General features: G+C 66.5%; 18 protein-coding genes. 12 read left to right on the top strand and 6 right to left on the bottom strand.

Going from position 1 to position 19,034, the window contains the following annotated elements; translation table 11 throughout:
* Positions 1–11 precede the first annotated feature (11 nt).
* The 4 genes from sdhA to CAL25_RS05105 all read right to left on the bottom strand — a co-directional run bounded on the left by sdhA (position 12) and on the right by CAL25_RS05105 (position 3,491).
* Entirely contained in the window at positions 12–1,790 is a 1,779-nt protein-coding gene (gene sdhA, locus CAL25_RS05120; RefSeq protein ID WP_094798880.1) for a succinate dehydrogenase flavoprotein subunit, read from the bottom strand.
* 3 nt (positions 1,791–1,793) lie between these two features.
* Positions 1,794–2,177 carry a succinate dehydrogenase, hydrophobic membrane anchor protein gene (gene sdhD / locus CAL25_RS05115; protein ID WP_094798879.1) on the bottom strand — a complete coding sequence of 128 codons (384 nt, stop codon included), beginning with the start codon at positions 2,175–2,177 and terminating at the stop codon, positions 1,794–1,796.
* Positions 2,177–2,590, bottom strand: coding sequence for a succinate dehydrogenase, cytochrome b556 subunit (gene sdhC / locus CAL25_RS05110; RefSeq protein WP_094798878.1), 414 nt, complete (start codon positions 2,588–2,590; stop codon positions 2,177–2,179). Before sdhC ends, sdhD begins: the two co-directional genes overlap by 1 nt.
* Before the next feature lie 121 nt (positions 2,591–2,711).
* Positions 2,712–3,491 (bottom strand): GntR family transcriptional regulator, encoded by a 780-nt coding sequence (locus CAL25_RS05105; RefSeq protein WP_094798877.1) that lies wholly within the window; start codon positions 3,489–3,491, stop codon positions 2,712–2,714.
* A 301-nt stretch (positions 3,492–3,792) separates the two neighbouring features.
* Here CAL25_RS05105 and CAL25_RS05100 point away from each other — a divergent pair, with 301 nt between their 5' ends.
* The 8 genes from CAL25_RS05100 to CAL25_RS05065 all read left to right on the top strand — a co-directional run bounded on the left by CAL25_RS05100 (position 3,793) and on the right by CAL25_RS05065 (position 12,159).
* The gene (locus tag CAL25_RS05100; RefSeq protein ID WP_094798876.1) at positions 3,793–4,782 is read left to right on the top strand and encodes a malate dehydrogenase; all 990 of its coding nucleotides are present in this window, start codon (positions 3,793–3,795) and stop codon (positions 4,780–4,782) included.
* A 300-nt stretch (positions 4,783–5,082) separates the two neighbouring features.
* Complete coding sequence (gene prpB, locus CAL25_RS05095) at positions 5,083–5,976, top strand: methylisocitrate lyase (RefSeq protein ID WP_094798875.1); 894 nt, start codon at positions 5,083–5,085, stop codon at positions 5,974–5,976.
* 81 nt (positions 5,977–6,057) lie between these two features.
* Complete coding sequence (prpC, locus tag CAL25_RS05090) at positions 6,058–7,239, top strand: bifunctional 2-methylcitrate synthase/citrate synthase (RefSeq protein WP_094798874.1); 1,182 nt, start codon at positions 6,058–6,060, stop codon at positions 7,237–7,239.
* A gap of 73 nt (positions 7,240–7,312) precedes the next feature.
* Positions 7,313–8,764 carry a bifunctional 2-methylcitrate dehydratase/aconitate hydratase gene (locus tag CAL25_RS05085; RefSeq protein ID WP_094798873.1) on the top strand — a complete coding sequence of 484 codons (1,452 nt, stop codon included), beginning with the start codon at positions 7,313–7,315 and terminating at the stop codon, positions 8,762–8,764.
* A gap of 69 nt (positions 8,765–8,833) precedes the next feature.
* Positions 8,834–9,256 carry a CopD family protein gene (locus CAL25_RS05080; RefSeq protein WP_094798894.1) on the top strand — a complete coding sequence of 141 codons (423 nt, stop codon included), beginning with the start codon at positions 8,834–8,836 and terminating at the stop codon, positions 9,254–9,256.
* Between the two features lie 42 nt (positions 9,257–9,298).
* A complete protein-coding gene (locus tag CAL25_RS05075; RefSeq protein WP_094798872.1) occupies positions 9,299–10,930 on the top strand; it encodes a THUMP domain-containing class I SAM-dependent RNA methyltransferase in 1,632 nt (543 codons plus the stop codon).
* A 243-nt stretch (positions 10,931–11,173) separates the two neighbouring features.
* On the top strand, positions 11,174–11,359 hold the full coding sequence (locus tag CAL25_RS05070; protein ID WP_094798871.1) for a hypothetical protein: 186 nt from the start codon (positions 11,174–11,176) through the stop codon (positions 11,357–11,359).
* A 254-nt stretch (positions 11,360–11,613) separates the two neighbouring features.
* A complete protein-coding gene (locus CAL25_RS05065) occupies positions 11,614–12,159 on the top strand; it encodes an RDD family protein (protein WP_094798870.1) in 546 nt (181 codons plus the stop codon).
* Here CAL25_RS05065 and CAL25_RS05060 read toward each other — a convergent pair.
* On the bottom strand, positions 12,138–13,433 hold the full coding sequence (locus CAL25_RS05060) for a TIGR03862 family flavoprotein (RefSeq protein ID WP_094798869.1): 1,296 nt from the start codon (positions 13,431–13,433) through the stop codon (positions 12,138–12,140). The two genes, CAL25_RS05065 and CAL25_RS05060, sit on opposite strands and share 22 nt — an antisense overlap.
* 209 nt (positions 13,434–13,642) lie before the next feature.
* Here CAL25_RS05060 and CAL25_RS05055 point away from each other — a divergent pair, with 209 nt between their 5' ends.
* The 3 genes from CAL25_RS05055 to CAL25_RS05045 all read left to right on the top strand — a co-directional run bounded on the left by CAL25_RS05055 (position 13,643) and on the right by CAL25_RS05045 (position 16,877).
* Entirely contained in the window at positions 13,643–14,521 is an 879-nt protein-coding gene (locus tag CAL25_RS05055; RefSeq protein ID WP_094798868.1) for a UDP-2,3-diacylglucosamine diphosphatase, read from the top strand.
* 139 nt (positions 14,522–14,660) lie between these two features.
* Positions 14,661–16,334 carry an acyl-CoA synthetase gene (locus CAL25_RS05050; protein WP_094798867.1) on the top strand — a complete coding sequence of 558 codons (1,674 nt, stop codon included), beginning with the start codon at positions 14,661–14,663 and terminating at the stop codon, positions 16,332–16,334.
* A 21-nt stretch (positions 16,335–16,355) separates the two neighbouring features.
* Positions 16,356–16,877 (top strand): gamma carbonic anhydrase family protein, encoded by a 522-nt coding sequence (locus CAL25_RS05045; protein ID WP_094798866.1) that lies wholly within the window; start codon positions 16,356–16,358, stop codon positions 16,875–16,877.
* A gap of 7 nt (positions 16,878–16,884) precedes the next feature.
* On the opposite strand, the gene CAL25_RS05040 is transcribed toward CAL25_RS05045, so the two are convergent.
* A complete protein-coding gene (locus tag CAL25_RS05040) occupies positions 16,885–17,784 on the bottom strand; it encodes a PhzF family phenazine biosynthesis protein (RefSeq protein ID WP_094798865.1) in 900 nt (299 codons plus the stop codon).
* 318 nt (positions 17,785–18,102) lie between these two features.
* On the opposite strand from CAL25_RS05040, the gene hslO reads away from it, so the two are divergent.
* Positions 18,103–19,032, top strand: a complete 930-nt coding sequence (hslO, locus tag CAL25_RS05035) for an Hsp33 family molecular chaperone HslO (protein ID WP_094798864.1) — start codon at positions 18,103–18,105, stop codon at positions 19,030–19,032.
* The last annotated feature ends 2 nt before the right edge of the window (positions 19,033–19,034 follow it).

The following is a 19,034-nucleotide window of genomic DNA, read 5'->3' as shown; positions in this document are numbered from 1 at the left end:
CCAGATCCTGCTTAGAAAGTACGGGCCTTGGGCGGGAAGGACTCGACCGTCAGCGGCTTCATCTGCACGGGCTTGTACTCGAGGCGGCTGCCTTCGGAGTACCACAGCGTGTGCTTGAGCCAGTTTTCGTCGTCGCGGGTCGGGTGATCGTCGAGCGCATGCGCGCCACGGCTTTCGGTGCGGTTGGCGGCCGACTTGATCGTGGCACGGGCCACTTCGGTCATGTTGGCCAGCTCGAGCGCTTCGACACGAGCCGTGTTGAACACCTTCGACTTGTCCTTGAAGTAGATGTTTTCAGCGACCTTGCCCAGGTCTTCGATCTGACCCACGCCTTCGTTGAGCAGCTCGAGCGTGCGGAACACGCCGCAGTGACGCTGCATCGACATGCGGATGGCGTTGGCGACGTCCTGCGTCTTTTCGCCGGAGGTGCGCGATTCGAGCTGGTTGATACGCGCCAGCGAGAAGTCCACCGCTTCCTTCGACATTTCCTGGTGGGCGCGTTGGCGCTCGGGATGCGAATTGACGATGTGGTTGCCGGTGGCGCGACCGAACACGATCAGGTCGAGCAGCGAGTTCGTGCCGAGGCGGTTGGCGCCGTGCACCGACACCGCCGCGCATTCGCCGATGGCGTACAGGCCATTGATGACCTTGTTTTCGCCGTTGACGCGCTCGAGCACCTGGCCGTGATAGTTGGCCGGAATGCCGCCCATCTGGTAGTGGATGGTCGGGACGACGGGGATCGGTTCCTTGATGGGATCGACGTTGCCGAACTTGATCGCGATTTCGCGGATCGAGGGCAGGCGCTTGTTGATCACGTCGGCGCCGAGGTGGTCGAGCTTCAGCACCACGTAGCTGCCGTCGGGACCGCAGCCACGACCTTCCTTGATTTCCTGGTCCATCGAGCGCGACACGAAGTCACGCGGCGCCAGATCCTTCAGGGTGGGCGCATAGCGCTCCATGAAGCGTTCGCCATCCTTGTTGAGCAGGATGCCGCCTTCGCCACGCACGCCTTCGGTGATCAGCACGCCCGCGCCGGCCACGCCGGTCGGGTGGAATTGCCAGAACTCCATGTCCTGCAGCGGGATGCCTGCGCGCGCAGCCATGCCCAGGCCGTCACCGGTGTTGATGAAGGCGTTGGTCGAGGCGGCCCAGATGCGGCCTGCACCGCCGGTGGCCAGCACCGTGGTCTTGGCTTCGAGGATGTAGATGTCGCCCGTTTCCATTTCGAGCGCGGTCACGCCGAGCACGTCGCCGGCGTCGTTGCGCAGGAGGTCCAGGGCCATCCACTCGACGAAGAACTGCGTGCGGGCAGCGACGTTACGCTGATACAGCGTGTGCAGCAGGGCGTGACCGGTACGGTCGGCCGCGGCACAGGCGCGTTGCACGGGCTTTTCGCCGAAATTCGCGGTGTGTCCACCGAACGGACGCTGATAGATCGTGCCGTCGGGGTTGCGGTCGAACGGCATGCCGAAGTGTTCGAGTTCGTACACGGCATTGGGTGCCTCGCGGCACATGAACTCGATGGCATCCTGGTCGCCCAGCCAGTCCGACCCCTTCACGGTGTCGTACATGTGCCAGTACCAGTTGTCTTCGCTCATGTTGCCCAGCGACGCGCTCACGCCGCCCTGCGCCGCCACGGTGTGCGAGCGGGTGGGGAACACTTTGGACAGCACCGCAACCGACAGGCCAGCCTGGGCCAGTTGCAGCGAGCAGCGCATGCCGGCTCCGCCGGCGCCAACCACCACCACATCAAACTGGCGGCGCGGCAAGGAATTCAAGACAGCGGTCACGGCTTAGATTCTCCAGAGAATTTGCGCGAAGTAGACGACCGAGCCCACCAGCCAGAGGATGGTCAGCACTTGCAGCAGCAGGCGCACGCCCACGTTGCGGACGTAGTCCATCCAGATGTCGCGCACGCCGATCCAGGCATGCCAGGCCAGCGCAAAGAAGGCAAGGGTAGCCAGCAGCTGGCCAACCGGAAGAGCGTAGACGTGGAAGTTGAACAGCGACTTCCAGTTTTCGTACGTGAAGGACGGCATCACCAGCAGGCCGATGATCAGCACCAGCGTGTAGACGGCCAGGATGATCGCCGTGATGCGCTGAGCGATGAAATCGACGGTGCCGTAATGCGCGCCGACGACCAGGCGCTTGGGGCCGTAGTTTTTGACGTCAGCCATTACAGGACTCCGAACAGTTTGAGAGCGATGACCAGGGTCAGTGCCAGGCTCACGCCGAACACGACGCCGGCGGTCTTCTTGGACGACTGCTTGTCGATGCCAATGTGAAGATCCAGCGCCAGGTAGCGGATGCCGGCACAGAAGTGGTGCAGATAGCCCCAGATCAGGACCAGGAACACCAGCTTGACCAACGGGTTGCCTGCGTACTGTGCGACCTGTGCGTAGGTCTCTGCCGAGGTCACGCTCGCGCCGAACAGCGGGATGATGACCAAGGGCAGACAGAAGAAGAGCAACGCGCCGCTTATGCGGTGCAGAATGGACAGCTTGCCGGCCAGAGGCAGGCGATAGCTGAGGATTTGCGGGATGCTGATATTGCGAAACTGCGGACGCGGCTTGGCAGCTGAGTCGGACATGACGGCCTCGGTGTTTCGGAACTAGGGAATCGTGACTGCGAAAAGGCGGAAGCCCTTGCAGGCAAACACGCTATTTTCGCCCAGAGATCGGGTTCGTATCAAATCGTTGAAAAAAAGTTCATCAATTCAAACTATTGCGGTAATGATAGTGATCGGTATGGTACAAACCGCGCCGCACTTCCATCGGCCGATCGCCATACGTGTATGAGATGCGATCGACCTGGAGCAGCGGGGTACCGGCGGAAACATTGAGCAAGCGCGCCACTTCGTCGGTGGCGGCCACGGCACGCAGCTTTTCGTCGGCGCGGACCATGCTCACGCCGAACTCGGATTCGAAAAGCCCGTACATCGGGGCGCGATTGGCCGTCAGCAACTCCAGCGTGAGCCCGCGAAAGGCGGTGCCCGGCAGCCAGATGTCGTCGATGACGGTGGGGGTTTGGTTCATGGAGAGCTGCCGGCGGATCATCACGACCGTCTCGCCGGCGCGCAGCTCGAGGGCGCGCGCGATCTCGGCGGGCGCGCGCACCCGGCGGCATTCGAGAATACGGCTTTCGGCGCGGCCACCCTCGCCCTCTTCGTCGGGCGCGAGGCGCAGGAAGCGGTAGCGCACCCGGGCCTCGTGATGCGTGGCGACGAAGGTGCCCTTGCCCTGGCGGCGCAGCAGCATGTGTTCGGCGGCGAGCTCGTCGACCGCCTTGCGCACCGTGCCCTGGCTGACCTGGAAACGGGCGGCGAGGTCGATCTCGCTCGGGATCAGCTCGCCCGGCTTCCACTCACCGCGCTCGAGGCTCTGCACGAGCAGATCCTTGATCTGGCGGTACAGCGGACTGAAAGCGGCACCCTCGCCTGCCGGCTTTGCGGCACGCGTACGTAGGGGAGTTTCGGACCGGGGGTCTGCCATGGTGTCTGTGGAATTATTTGGGCTCGCCCGAATCAGGCGGGCCCATGGCACCGGCAGCTTGCGAGAGCCAAAAATAGCGGCTGACGCGGATTCGGACAAACACAACATTCTCGCACAGGCTCGCCCGGTCTGTCCAACGTCTTATGTCTTATATAAGATATAAGATCGTTTGACGCATACGTGAATTCAATCTAGGATTGCCGGCTGTCGGAGCAGCGTCCGCAGCCGTGCCACGCGGGCTCCAGCGATTACACTGATGGATGAGATTTGGTCTCACCCAACATCCTTACGGAGAACGTTAATGTCTAAGCCCGCCATGCGTGTCGCCGTCACCGGCGCCGCCGGCCAGATTGGTTACGCCCTGCTGTTCCGCATCGCCTCCGGCGAAATGCTGGGTAAAGACCAGCCGGTCATTCTGCAGTTGCTCGAGATCCCCGACGAGAAGGCCCAGAAGGCCCTCAAGGGCGTGATCATGGAGCTGGACGATTGCGCCTTCCCGCTGCTGCAGGAAGTCACCGCCCACAGCGATCCCCGCACCGCCTTCAAGGACGCCGACGTGGCCCTGCTCGTGGGCGCCCGCCCCCGCGGCCCCGGCATGGAGCGCAAGGATCTGCTGCAGGTCAACGCCCAGATCTTCACGGCGCAAGGCCGCGCCCTGAACGAAGTCGCCAGCCGCGACGTGAAGGTGCTGGTCGTCGGCAACCCCGCCAACACCAACGCCTACATCGCCATGAAGTCGGCGCCGGATCTGCCCGCCAAGAACTTCACCGCCATGCTGCGCCTGGACCACAACCGTGCTCTGTCGCAACTGGCCGCCAAGTCGGGCAAGGCCGTTGCCGAGATCGAAAAGCTGGTCGTGTGGGGCAACCACTCGCCCACGATGTACCCGGACATCCGCTTCGCCACGGTCGGCGGCCAAAGCCTGGCCAAGCTGATCAACGACGACACCTGGAACCGCGACACGTTCATCCCCACCGTGGGCAAGCGCGGCGCCGCCATCATCGAAGCGCGCGGCCTGTCCTCGGCTGCCTCGGCCGCCAACGCCGCCATCGACCACGTGCGTGACTGGGTCCTGGGCAGCAACGGCAAGTGGGTGACGATGGGCGTGCCCTCCGACGGTTCCTACGGCATCCCCGAAGGCATCATCTACGGCGTGCCGGTCACCACCGAAAACGGCGAATACAAGCGCATCGAAGGCCTCGAGATCGACGCCTTCTCGCGCGAGCGCCTGGATTTCACGCTGAAAGAGCTGCTCGAAGAGCGCGATGGCGTGAAAGACCTGCTGAAGTAATTCGGCGAGATGAAACGGGCCCGCGCATGCGGGCCTGTTTTTTCCTGGCGCGCCCGGCCCCACCCCCATCCTGCGTGGGTGCGTGATCTGGGCGGGCCACATCGTCGGCATCGTTCTTCCCGGCACATCGATATGTGCGCTCGGCGGATTGTCGCCAAGTGGACAGATTCATGTTTCGGAACCGCGTTAAGGTCTGGCCCCAGAGGCTGGCATCGCCCGTACGGAGCCCCGCCCCGTGCGCGCGTACCCTGCCGCCGGGCCGCCGTGCGCGGCGCCGCCCATAACGACGGAGACTCCATCATGTCCAGACCCGAATCCCCCGGCGCCCTCTTTCGCCGCGCGTTGCGCGAAGAGCAGCCGCTGCAGATCATCGGCGCGATCAACGCCAACCACGCCCTGCTGGCCAAACGCGCCGGGTACCGCGCCATCTACCTGTCGGGCGGCGGCGTGGCCGCCGGTTCGCTGGGCCTGCCCGATCTCGGCATCAACACGCTCGACGACGTGCTCACCGATGTGCGCCGTATCACCGACGTGTGCGACGTGCCGCTGGTCGTCGACATCGACACGGGTTTCGGCCCCTCGGCCTTCAACATCGCCCGCACGGTCAAGAGCCTCATCAAGTTCGGCGCGGCGGCCTGCCACATCGAAGACCAGGTCGGCGCCAAGCGCTGCGGCCATCGTCCGGGCAAAGAGATCGTCAGCACCGAAGAAATGGCCGATCGCGTCAAGGCGGCCGCCGATGCGCGCACCGACAGCGACTTCTTCCTGATCGCGCGCACCGACGCCATCGCTTCGCACGGCGTCGACGCGGCGATCGAACGCTCGCTCAAGTGCGTCGAGGCCGGTGCCGACGCGATCTTCGCCGAAGCCGCCTACGACCTGCCCACCTACCGCCGTTTTGTCGACGCGGTGAAGGTGCCGGTGCTGGCCAACATCACCGAGTTCGGCAAGACGCCGCTCTTCTCCGTCGACGAGCTCAAGAGCGCCGGCGTCGGCATGGTGCTGTATCCGCTGTCGGCCTTCCGCGCCATGAACAAGGCGGCCGAAACCGTGTACCAGGCGATCCGCCGCGACGGCCACCAGAAGAACGTGGTCGACCTGATGCAAACTCGGGATGAGCTCTACGATCGCATCGGATACCATGCCTTCGAAGACCAGCTCGATCAGCTGTTCGCCAAGGACAAGCCCCAATAAAACACGGCGGGCCCCGAAGGGATGGCCCGCCGTGCTTGTCGCAACCTGTGTACACCCCCCATGGGAAGGAGTAGGAGAGACATGACGACCTCGCAGAAAAAGGCGGCCGCGCCCGTCGACGAAAAAGCAGGTTTCAAACCCAAGAAATCGGTGGCCCTGTCGGGCGTGGTGGCGGGCAATACCGCGCTGTGCACGGTCGGCCGCACCGGCAACGACCTGCACTACCGCGGCTACGACATCCTCGACTTCGCTGGCACGGCCGAGTTCGAAGAGATCGCCCACCTGCTGGTGCATGGCAAGCTGCCCAACAAAGCCGAGCTCAAGGCCTACAAAGAAAAGCTGCGCAACCTGCGCGGCCTGCCGGCCCAGCTGCAGAACGCACTCGAGTCGCTGCCGGCGGCGAGCCATCCCATGGACGTCATGCGCACCGCGGTGTCGGTGCTCGGCTGCGTGCTGCCCGAGAAAGACGACCACAACACGCCGGGCGCGCGCGACATCGCCGATCGCCTGATGGCCAATCTCGGCTCGGCCCTGCTGTACTGGTACCACTACAGCCACAACGGCCGTGTGATCGACGTGCAGACCGACGATGACAGCATCGGCGGTCACTTCCTGCACCTGCTGCACGGCGTGAAGCCGTCCGACGAGTGGGTGCGCGCGATGCACACCTCGCTGATCCTCTACGCCGAGCACGAGTTCAACGCCTCCACGTTCACCTGCCGGGTGATCGCGGGCACGGGCTCCGACATGTACTCGGCCATCACCGGTGGCATCGGCGCCCTGCGCGGCCCGAAGCACGGTGGCGCCAACGAGGTCGCGTTCGAGGTGCAGAAGCGCTACGACTCGCCCGAAGAGGCCGAGGCCGACATCCGCCGCCGCGTCGAAAACAAGGAAGTCATCATCGGCTTCGGCCACCCGGTCTACACGATCTCGGATCCGCGCAACGAAGTCATCAAGGAAGTCGCGCGCAAGCTGTCCAAGAAGGCCGGCACGACCAAGATGTTCGACATCGCCGAGCGTCTCGAGACCGTCATGCTCGACATCAAGAAGATGTTCCCGAACCTGGATTGGTTCTCGGCGGTGAGCTATCACATGATGGGCGTGCCCACGGCGATGTTCACGCCGCTCTTCGTGATCGCGCGCACGGCCGGCTGGTCGGCGCACATCATCGAGCAGCGCATCGACAACAAGATCATCCGCCCGACCGCCAACTACACCGGGCCGGAAAACCTGAAGTACGTGCCGCTCGACAAGCGCAAGTAATCCTCCCCGCGGGCCCTCCGGCCGCGGGCCGGGCGGGCCTCGTGCCCTCCCGGCCTTCCCGGAGCGTCTGCCCATGTCCGCCCCCATCTCCAATGTCCGCCCCGAGCCCGATCAGGTGCTGGTGGACATCGCCGACTACGTCATCGACTACGAGATCCAGAGCGATCTCGCCTACCAGACCGCCCGCAACTGCCTGATCGACACATTGGGCTGCGGGCTCGAAGCCCTCGAATATCCCGCCTGCAAAAAGCTGCTCGGACCGCTCGTGCCCGGCACCCTCGTGCCGCACGGCGCCAAGGTCCCCGGCACGCCGTTCCAGCTCGATCCCGTCCAGGCCGCGTTCAACATCGGTACGATGATTCGCTGGCTCGATTTCAACGACACCTGGCTGGCCGCCGAATGGGGCCACCCGTCCGACAACCTGGGCGGCATCCTCGCCACCGCCGACTGGCTCTCGCGCAATGCGGTGGCCGCCGGGCGCGCCCCGCTCACCATGCGCGACGTGCTCACGGCCATGATCAAGGCCCATGAGATCCAGGGCTGCATCGCCCTCGAGAATTCGTTCAACAAGGTGGGACTCGATCACGTGGTGCTGGTCAAGGTCGCGTCCACCGCCGTGGTCGCGCACATGCTGGGGCTCTCGCGCGACGAGATCATCAATGCGGTGTCGCTCGCCTGGGTCGACGGCCAGAGCCTGCGCACCTATCGTCACGCGCCCAACACGGGCAGCCGCAAGAGCTGGGCCGCCGGTGACGCCACCAGCCGCGCGGTGCGGCTGGCGCTGATCGCCCGCACCGGCGAGATGGGCTATCCGTCGGTGCTGTCGGCCAAGACCTGGGGCTTTTACGATGTGCTGTTCAAGGGCCAGCCGTTCCGGTTCCAGCGTCCTTACGGCAGCTACGTGATGGAAAACGTGCTGTTCAAGATTTCGTTTCCGGCCGAGTTCCATTCGCAGACCGCCGTGGAGGTCGCGATGCAGATTCACGAGCGGCTCGCCCGCGAAGGCAAGTCGGCCGCCGACATCGCACAGATCACGATCCGCACGCATGAAGCCTGCCTCCGCATCATCGACAAGCGCGGTCCGCTGAACAACCCCGCCGATCGCGATCACTGCATCCAGTACATGGTGGCCGTGCCGATCCTGTTCGGGCGCCTCACGGCCGCCGACTACGAAGACGCCGTCGCGCGCGATCCGCGCATCGATGCGCTGCGGGCCAGGATCGTGTGCGTCGAAGATCCGGCCCTCACCGCGGACTACCACGACCCCGACAAGCGCTCGATCGCCAACGCGCTCAGCGTGGTGTTCGAGGATGGCAGCCGATTCGACGAAATCCTGTGCGAGTATCCGATCGGCCACAAACGCCGCCGCGCCGACGGCATTCCGCTGCTGGAGGCCAAGTTCCGCACCAATCTGGCCCGCATGCTGCCGGCGCGCCAGCAGGCGCGCATTCTCGAGGCGTCGCTCGACCAGGCCAGGCTGGAGGCCATGCCGGTGAACGACTACGTGGACCTATATGTGATCTGACCACGCCGGAGACCGCGAGCGCAGCCCTTACAATGGCGCTTCAATAAAAAAGGGACGCTCGCAATGGCCATGCTTTGGATCAAGACCTTCCATATCGTCTTCATCGCTTCCTGGTTCGCCGGCCTGTTCTATCTGCCGCGCATCTACGTGAATCTGGCGCAGCAGTCGGACCCGGCCATTCAAGCCTGTCTGATCGGCATGGCGCGCCGCCTCTACCGCTTCATGACCATCCTGGCCATCCCGGCCGTGCTGCTGGGGCTGTGGCTCTATGTGGGCTACCGGATCGGCGTGGGCCCGGGCAACGGCTGGATGCATGCCAAGCTGTTCTTCGTGCTGCTCATCATCGGCTACCATCATGCCTGCGGCGTCATGCTGCGCAAGTTCGAACAGGGCCGCAATACGCGCTCCCACAAGTTCTATCGCTGGTTCAACGAAGTTCCCGTCCTGCTGCTCGTGCTGGTGGTAGCGCTGGTCGTCGTGAAACCCTTCTGATTTCCCGCGCTTCTCCCCTGGCCGCCAACCGGCCTTATCCGTATGTCTTCTGATGAACAGGATCGTCCGCGCAAGACGCTGACGATCAAACCCAAATCGCGCGCCGACGCGCCTGCCGACGACACCCCGCGCCGTGCGCGCACCGGTGCGCGCGCGCGTCTGGTCGCCCAGCAAGAGCGTGCGCGCGAACAGACCGAACGCCTGCGCAACCCGGACGCGCCCGCCGAACGCGAGCGCGGCGCCCCACGCGAGGCCCCGCGAGGCGGTCCGCGTGGCGGTCCGCGCAATACCTATCGCGGCGATGCCACGAGCCAGCGCGGCGGCTATCCGGAGCGCGGCCCGCGCGACGACCGGCCGCAGCGCACCGCCCCGCCGGCCCCGGCCACTCCCGCGCCCGACTGGGACGACGTGCTCTCGGATGCACCGCAGGATTGGGATGACGTCTTCGCCGACGAAGGTGCCGACGCGCCCGAACGCCACGCACCCGAGGTGCAGGTCCGCCGGCCGCGCGCCGCGCGTCAGGCCGAGACGTTCCGCATCTACGCCCCCTGCCCGCAGGGCCTCGAGGAGGCCCTGACCGCCGAAATGCAGGCCCTGGGCTTCGACGATGCCCGACCGGGCCGCGCCGGCTGCGCCTTTTCGACCGACTGGTCCGGCGTGCAGCGCGCCAACCTCTATTCGCGGCTGGCCACCCGCATTCTGGTGCAGGTTGCCCAGGAAGAGATCAGCCACGAAGACGACCTGCTCGACCTCGCGCGCAGTGTGCCCTGGGAGCGCTGGTTCGGGCCCGAGGACACCCTGCGGGTCGACACCTCGGCCATCAAGAGCCCCGTCCAGAGCCTGCAGTACTGCAATCTGCGCGTGAAAGACGGCATCTGCGATCGCCTGCGCGAGATCGAAGGCGCGCGCCCGAGCGTGGACACCGTGCGTCCCGACGCCCGCGTGCAGCTCTTCATGCAGGGCACCATCGCCACGCTGTATCTGGATACCTCGGGCGAGTCGCTGTTCAAGCGCGGCTGGCGCCTGGACAAGGGCGAAGCACCGCTGCGCGAGAATCTCGCCGCCGGCATGCTGGCCCTGGCGGGCTGGGATCCCGCGGCACCGCTGCTCGATCCGTTCTGCGGGAGCGGCACGATTCTCATCGAAGCGGCCTGGATCGCGCTCGGCGTGCCGCCGGGCATCTCGCGGCCCTTCGGCTTCGAACGCATGCGCGACTTCGACGCCCGGCGCTGGCGCGACCTGAAGGACGATGCACGCGCCCGCATCCAGACCCAGCTCGAAACCCCGCTGGTGGGCTACGACCTCGACCCGCAAGCCGTGGAATTCGCCCAGGCCAACGCCGAGCGCGCCTGGCTGACGGCCGAGACGATCCGCTTCGAGGTGGGTGACGCGCGTACGGTCGCGGCGCCGGCCGAGTCGGGCTGGATCGTGACCAACCCGCCTTACGGCGAACGCCTGCCCACCGAAGGCGAGGAAGCCCTGTGGCGCGACTGGGCCAGCAATCTGAAGCAGCATTTCGGCGGCTGGCAGTTGCACGCCATCTCGAGCGACATGAAGCTGCCGCAGCAACTGCGGCTCAAGGCCTTGCGCCGCACCCCGCTTTACAACGGCGCGCTCGATTGCCGCCTGTTCAGCTTCGAGCTGACGGCCGGCAGCTACCGCGATGCGTCATAAGCTCATGCCCGGCAGGCCGGTTACCCCCTGCCAGCCGGGCATCGCGTTGTAAAAGCGCCGCAACATCGCCCTCGTATCGTGAGGGCTAGCGCCACACACGGGCCGAATTGGGGCATTATCAGCACCAGGACGGCGCGTCATGCACCAAAGAATTGCGGGAGTGCTTGCACTTTTCTAGGGTTAACCCTAAAATTCGGGTTAACCCTAATCGTGAACACAAGCACAAGCCTACGGAGGCTTACCGTGATCGACCTGAACCACACCACCCGCCTGACCGACGAACTCGAACGCCAGCTGATGCTGCAAGCCATGGAAGAGCAATTCCGCCCGCACCCGATGCGTGCCCTGGGCAACGGCCTGCTCAAAGTGGCTCAAGGCCTGAAGCTGCTGGCTGGCAAGATGGGCGCCAACGTCCACTCGGCCGCCTGAGCCTGACACTGCTTTTGCAAGACTGATCGACAACACCGCGCCAGGCCGCGGCCCGGGCAAGTTTCACGCCCTCGAGCCGACCGCAAGCGCAACGATCGCAACGCTTTTCCCCTTGGGGGCTGCAAAGCCCCTTTTGAGACCCGCCCTAACCGGCGGGTTTTTTTTGTCTTGGCACCGGGACGAAAGCGCCCCTATCCACGGCTTGCGGGAAATCTCTCTCGCCAGGCCGGCGGTTATGTGGATAATACGTCGCCATGACCGCCGCCCTCGTCCCATCCGCCACGCCCAGCCGCCTGCGCCGCTTCGCCTGCATGATGTACGAGGGCGTGCTGCTGTTCGGCGTGGTGTTCCTGGCCGATTATCTGTTCGACACCCTGACCCAGAGCCGCCACGGCCTCGCGCTGCGCTCCGCGCGGCAGGTCTGGTTGTTTGTCGTGATCGGGCTGTACTTCGTGCTGTGCTGGCGCAAGCGTGGCCAGACGCTTCCCATGAAGACCTGGAACATCCAGCTTCTCGGCCCCGACGGCGCCGTGCCGGCACTGCCCCGGCTGGTTCTGCGTTATGTGCTGCTGTGGCCGCTGCCGCTCGCCACCGCCGCGCTGGTCTGGTGGAGCTCGCAAGCCATCGGCTGGCCCGCGGTATCGATGTTCGTCGTGATCGCGCCGTTCACCAACTTCATTCCGAGCTGGTTCGACCCGCGCGGCCAGTTCCTGCACGACCGGTTGGCGGGCACCCGGCTGGCCGAGGCGCCGCCGCGCCCGCGCAAAGCGCGCGCGGATCAGCCCAGCGTCGCCAGATAGTCCAGCACACCGCGTCCGGCCACGCGACCGCTCGCCATGCAGGCGGTCAGCAGATAGCCGCCGGTCGGCGCCTCCCAATCCAGCATCTCGCCCGCGCAGAACACGCCCGGCCAGCGCGGCAGCATCGACGCGCCATCGAGCGCGCCGAGCTCGACGCCGCCCGCCGTGCTGATGGCCTCGTCGATCGGGCGCGGCGCGGTCAGCACCAGCGGCAGCGCCTTGATGCGCGCGGCCAGTCGTAGCGGGTCGGCGTAGTCGTCGCGGCTGGCGAGTTCGCGCAGCAGGCCCGCCCGCACGCCGGTGAGCTTGAGGCGGCTCTGCAGATGGCTGGACATCGAACGCGATCCGCGGGGATGGGCCACTTCGGTCTCGACGCGTTCGAGCGACCAGTCGGGCATGAGGTCGAGCCAGATGGTGGCCGTGCCGCGCGCTTCGATCTCGTCGCGGATGGGGGCCGACAACGCATAGACCAGGCTGCCTTCGATGCCATCCGCGCTGATGACGAATTCGCCGCGCCGGCTCTGACGCGCGGCCTCCTGGCCGCAGATCATGCTTACGGCCTTGACCGGGTCGCCGGCATGGCGCTCGCGAAACCATTCGCTCCACGATGCCAGAAAGCCACAGTTGGCCGGCCGCAGCGCGCGCACCGGCACATCGTGCGCGGCCAGAGGCTCGACCCAGGCGCCATCGGATCCGAGCCGTGCCCAGCTGCCGCCGCCGAGCGCCAGCACCACGGCGTCGGCGCCATGCTCCACCTCACCCTCCGGCGTGGCAAAGCGCAGCCGGGCCGGGCTGGCGGCCTCGCCTTGCGGCCAGGGCAGCCAGCGATGCCGCATGTGCAGGCGCACGCCCTGCGCGCGCAGCCGGGCCAGCCAGGCGCGCAGGAGCGGCGCCGCCTTCATCTCGCGCGGAAAGACGCGTCCAGAGGTGCCGACGAAGGTCTCGATGCCCAGGTCGTGCGCCCACTCGCGCAGCGCGTCGGGCGGCAGCGCCTCGAGCCAGGCGGCCACGCGCGGGGCCTGCGCGCCATAGCGGGCGGTGAAGGCCGGCAGGGCCTCGGCATGCGTGAGATTCAGCCCGCCCCGCCCGGCCAGCAGGAACTTCCGCCCGACCGAGGGCATGGCGTCGTACAGGTCCACCTGAACGCCGCGCTCGGCCATGGCCTCGGCGGCCATCAGTCCCGCCGGCCCCCCGCCGATCACGGCCACGCGGCGCGTGCGCGGTGAGGCGCGGGTGGCATCGAGGGACGAGGCAGGGTCGGTGGCGGAGGACATGAGCGAAAACGGAGAGACGGCTCGGCGCCATGATGCCGGTCCGCCGGGAAAGGCGTGCGGCGTCCGGCGCCGGAAGCGAACGGGAACGAAAAAACAGGCTGCGCGCGATTGTCGCATGCAGTTCCTGGTGATCACCCGGCCGGCCGCACGCGTCGTCACAACAGCGTCATCAACGGTTCACGCGCGCGTCATGCGGAACTGTTTTCATCATGAGGCGACACAGCCCTACGGAGATCGCCTTGAACGAGACCCAACCCACGCACTGGCGTACGCTCTGGATTTCCGACATTCACCTCGGCACGGCCGGCTGCAAGGCCGAGTTCCTGCTCGACTTTCTCGAGCATAACGAATCCGACACGCTCTATCTGGTGGGCGACATCGTCGACGGCTGGCAGTTGCGCAAACACTGGCACTGGCCGCGTGCGCACAACGACGTGATCCAGCGCATCCTGCGCAAGGCACGCAACGGCACGCGCGTGGTCTTCGTGCCCGGCAATCATGACGAGTTCGCGCGCGAGTTCGTGGGGTTCGCGTTCGGCGATATCGAAGTGCTCGACGAGGATATCCACGTCACCGCCAAGGGGCTGCGCCTGCTGGTGCTGCACGGCGACCAGTTCGATGGCGTGATCCAGCACAGCAAGTGGCTGGCGCACCTGGGCGACACGGCCTATCAGCTGGCCCTGTGGCTCAATCACCATTTCAACCGGCTGCGTCACCGGCTCGGCCTGCATTACTGGTCGCTGTCGCAATATCTCAAGCACAAAGTGAAGAACGCGGTCTCGTTCATCACGCACTTCGAAGAAGCGCTCGCGGGCGAGGCGCGGCGCCGTGGCCTGGACGGCGTGGTCTGCGGCCATATCCACCAGCCCGAACTGCGCGACGTGGACGGCATCCTTTACTGCAACGACGGCGACTGGGTCGAGTCCCTGTCGGCGCTGGCCGAGACGCACGACGGCCAGCTGCAGCTGGTGGATTGGGCGCAGACGCAGACCGGACGTGGCACGGATACCACAGGCACGCGGGTCCGGCGGCCGCTGTCGCTGCCCGCGCTGCCGTCGGCGCTGCGCCGCCAAAGCCGGCACCCGTGAATACCCTTATACGTCCCCGTTAGAGGGTCGGGACTGTTGCAGTTCCTGGCCCTCTCGTTCATGCTTGCAGTAGCGGGACTGGCGCCACGTCCACGGGCTCAGCCCTCCTTCGCTGCCACCGAGCTCACACCAAAGGGCCATGAACGACCAATATCAGGCGCTCTATCAATCCTTCCGCTGGCTGGTTCCGACTCAATTCAACATCGCTGATGTTTGCTGCCATCGTTGGGCGGCCAGCGGTTCGGACGCGCGGCGGATCGCGATCTTCTACGAAGACGAATCCGGCACCCGCGAAGTCTGGACATACGCTCGCCTGGCCGAAGCCGCCAATCAGCTCGCGCACGGCCTGGTCAAAATGGGGGTGGCCCCGGGTGACCGCGTCGCCGTCGTGCTGGGGCAGCGTCCCGAAACCGTGGTGGCCCAGATGGCCATCTTCAGCGTCGGCGCCGTGGTGCTGCCGCTCTCGGCCCTGTTCGGCCCGGAAGCATTAGAGTCCCGGCTGGCCGATTCGCAGGCCCGCGTCGCCATCGTGGATACCGTCTCCAGCGAAAATCTGCTCTCCGTGGCCGAGCGCTGTCCGCATTTGCATCAGATCATCGGCATCGGCTTCTCCGACGAGCGCGTACTGCCGTGGCGCAGCCTGCTGGCGCGCCAGCCCGGCGAGTTCAAGCCGGTGCTCACCAAGGCCACCGATCCGGCCATTCTGCTCTACACCTCCGGCACGACCGGCGCCCCCAAGGGTGCGCTGCTGCCGCACAGCGTGCTGATCGGCAACCTGCCCGGCTTCGTCGCCTCGCAAGACTGGTTCCCCAAGCCCACCGATGTGTTCTGGTCGCCCGCCGATTGGGCCTGGACGGGTGGCATGATGGACGCCCTGCTGCCCACGCTGTATTTCGGCCATCCGATCGTGGGCGCGCGCGGACGCTTTTCCGCCGAGCGCGCCTTCGAACTGATGGAGCGCTATCAGGTCACCAACACCTTCCTGTTCCCGACCGCCCTCAAGATGATGATGAAGGCCGTGCCGGCGCCGCGCGAACGCTACCGGCTGGCCCTGCGCAGCATCATGAGCGCTGGCGAAAACGTCGGCGAGACCGTGTTCGGCTGGTGTGAGCAGGCGTTGGGCATCACGCCCAACGAGATGTTCGGGCAGACCGAAATGAACTACGTGGTCGGCAACAGCCAGCGCCGCTGGCCCGCGCGGCCCGGCAGCATGGGACGCCCCTACCCCGGCCACCAGGTGGCCGTGATCGACGACATCGGTGCGCCCGTGCCGGCCGGCGAGATCGGCGAGGTCGCCGTCAACCGCCTCGACATCCACGGCTTTCCGGATCCGGTGCTGTTCCTGGGCTACTGGAACAACCCGCAGGCCACCGCCGACAAATTCACCGGCGACTGGTGCCGCACGGGCGACCTGGCGCGCATCGATGCCGACGGCTACCTCTGGTACGCGGGCCGCACCGACGACGTCTTCAAGTCCTCGGGCTACCGCATCGGGCCGGGCGAGATCGAGAATTGCCTGCTCAGCCACCCCGCGGTGGCCAACGCCGCCGTCGTGCCCAAGCCCGACGCCGAGCGCGGCGCCGTCGTGAAGGCCTTTGTCGTGCTGACGCCGGACCACCAGGACCGCGATCCCGCCGAGATCACCCAGGCGCTGCAAGAACACGTGCGCGACCGCCTCGCGCCCTACGAATATCCCAAAGAAATCGAGTACGTCGCCGAGTTGCCCATGACCACCACGGGCAAGGTTCAGCGCGCCGTGCTGCGCCGGCGTGAAGCGGAGCGGGCCCAGCCCCCGGCCGGCACGCCGGCTTGACCCGCAGGAGCCCGTCCCATCATGCCGATTTACCAACTCGACCAGCACGTCCCGCAGATCGCCCCCGATGTCTATATCGCCGAGAGCGCCGACATCATCGGCCAGGCGATCCTCGAGTCCGGCGTGAGCATCTGGTCCCACGTGGCCATCCGTGCCGACAACGAGCCCATCCATGTGCACGCCGGCACCAACATCCAGGAAGGCAGCGTGCTGCACGTGGATGCCGGCTGTCCGATGCATATCGGCCCGAACGTCACCATCGGCCACCAGGCCATGCTGCACGGCTGCACGATCCACGAAGGCGCGTTGATCGGCATGCAGGCCATCGTGCTCAACAAGGCGGTGATCGGGCGCAACTGCCTCGTCGGCGCGGGCGCCATCATCCCCGAGGGCCGCGTGATCCCCGACAACCACCTCGTGATCGGCATCGGCAAGGTCGTGCGCGAGCTGACGCCCGAAGAGATCGCCAACCTGCACGCCAACACGCAGCACTACGTCGAGCGCGGCCAGCATTACCGCGGCGCGCTCAAGCGTATCGGCTGAACGGCACTCAGCGAGGCGGTGCGCCGAGCGTCCCGCTCATCACCAGCACCGCTTCACCGCCCACGCTCGCGCGCACGCCCCCGGCCTCGTGGCCGGCTTGCGCCAGCAGCAGGCTGGCGCGTCCCATATCCACCCCCTGCCCCACGCGCAGCGACACCGTGTCGCCGGACAAGGTCGCGCGCAGGCCCGCCATGGCCGCCGTGGCGCTGCCGGTGGCGGGATCCTCGGTCATGCGCCCGGTGAACATGCGCGCCTGTATGTCGGTGCCGTCGTCGGCATCCCGCGTATAGGCATAGATCGAATGCGCGCCGTCCAGCGGCAACAGGGCGGCATAGCCGTCACGGTTGGGCGCCGCGCGACGCAGCGCGTCCCGACTGCGCAAAGCGACCACGACGAAAGGCAGGCCGACCGACACCACCTGGGGCTCGTGCTCGTCGGTGAGGATGTCGGCGGTATCGAGCGAAAGCGCACGTGCGACCGCGGCCGCTGCCACGACGCTGGCCCGCGACAGCGGCTGGGGCGCCGCCACCAGCGCGGTGGTGCCGCCCGCCGGCAGGGCCGTGAGGTCGACGCGCACCAGCCCCGCCCCTTCTTCGAACAACCAGGCCGCTGGCACCGCCCGGCCCGCCGCCTCGTGGCGCGCCTTCAGCGCGATCGCGGTGCCGACGTTGGGGTGCCCGGCGAAACCGATCTCGCGATCCGGTGTGAAAATGCGCACCTGCGCGTGGTGCCCGGCCGAGGCGGGCGGCAGCACGAAGGTCGATTCGGAGTAATTGAATTCGCGCGCGATCGCCTGCATCTGCGCGGTGGACAGCCCCTCTGCATCGAACACGACGGCCAGCGGGTTGCCGCGATAGGCCGTGTCGGTGAACACGTCGACGACGGCATAGTCATGGGAGTTCGGCATGGGGGATCCTGGGAATCGGGAAGGGAAGCACCGAGTATCCCGAGTCCGGCGCGGATGCGCCAGACACAGAGCGGTCGTATCGGGGGCGTAACAGATCCGGCCTGCTCGCCCTCGGGCGGGGCGGGATTCGCCACCCCGCCTAACGCCTTGTATTGACGGTCTTCGCCCTCATATAGGTCGCAACGGCGCAGACCTTCCCGACGGGAGCCGCCCTCGCCTGCTTTGCCCCCAGAATCGCTCCCGGCCCTGCCGGAGCATCGCGTCGCGCGATGCCGGCCCGCGCCGGCGGGACCGGCACGATCGGCTAACATCTTCACCATGACCGACCTTCTCAAGAAATACCTCTTCGAGACCCGCACCGTGCGGGTCCAGGCCGTGCGTCTGACCGATACCTGGCGCGATGCGCAGGCTCACCACGCCTATCCGCAGGCGATCCAGCGCTTGCTCGGTGAGCTGGTCGCGGCCTCGTCGCTGCTGGCGGCCAACATCAAATTCGACGGCTCGCTGATCCTGCAGATCCAGGGCGACGGCCCGATCGCGCTGCTGGTGGTCGAATGCCGCTCGGACCTGAGCGTGCGCGCCACCGTCAAGGTGCGCGAGGGCCACACGGTGCCGGAAGACGGCACCATGCAGAACCTGCTCAATGCCCATGGCAACGGCCGCTTCATGGTCGTGCTCGACCCGCATCGCAAGGTGCCCGGCCAGCAGGCCTATCAGGGCATCGTGCCGCTCGAAGGCGAGAGCGTGGCCGAAGCCCTGCAACACTACATGAAGGCCTCCGAGCAGCTCGAGACGCGCCTGTGGCTCGCGGCCGACGACAAGTCGGCGGCTGGCCTGCTGCTGCAGCGTCTGCCGGACCACGGCGGCGAAGACCGTCCGCAGGTCACCGCCGAGGTGGCCGCCGAGGCCTGGAGCCGCGCGCTGCACCTGGGCGGCACGCTGGCGGCCGACGAGCTCCTCGCCACCGACACCGACACGCTGATCCACCGGTTGTTCTGGGAAGAAACGCTGATCGCGTTCGAACCTCAGCCCGTGCGCTGGTTCTGTCCTTGCACGCGCGAGCGCGTGGCGGCCATGCTGCGCACGCTGGGCCAGGCGGAAGTCGAAGACATCCTGGCCGAGCGCGGCGAGGTCGAAGTCACGTGCGACTTCTGCGGCAAGCCCTACGCGTTCGACCCGGTCGACTGCGCGGGCCTGTTCAGCCCGGCCACGCCCATGCCCGAGCAGGATCCGCCCACGGTGCACTGATC

It is taken from the genome of Bordetella genomosp. 5 (assembly GCF_002261315.1).
GTDB lineage: Bacteria > Pseudomonadota > Gammaproteobacteria > Burkholderiales > Burkholderiaceae_B > Bordetella.
Note: the sequence above shows the minus strand (reverse complement) of the source record. Positions and strands in the feature narration are given on the sequence as shown.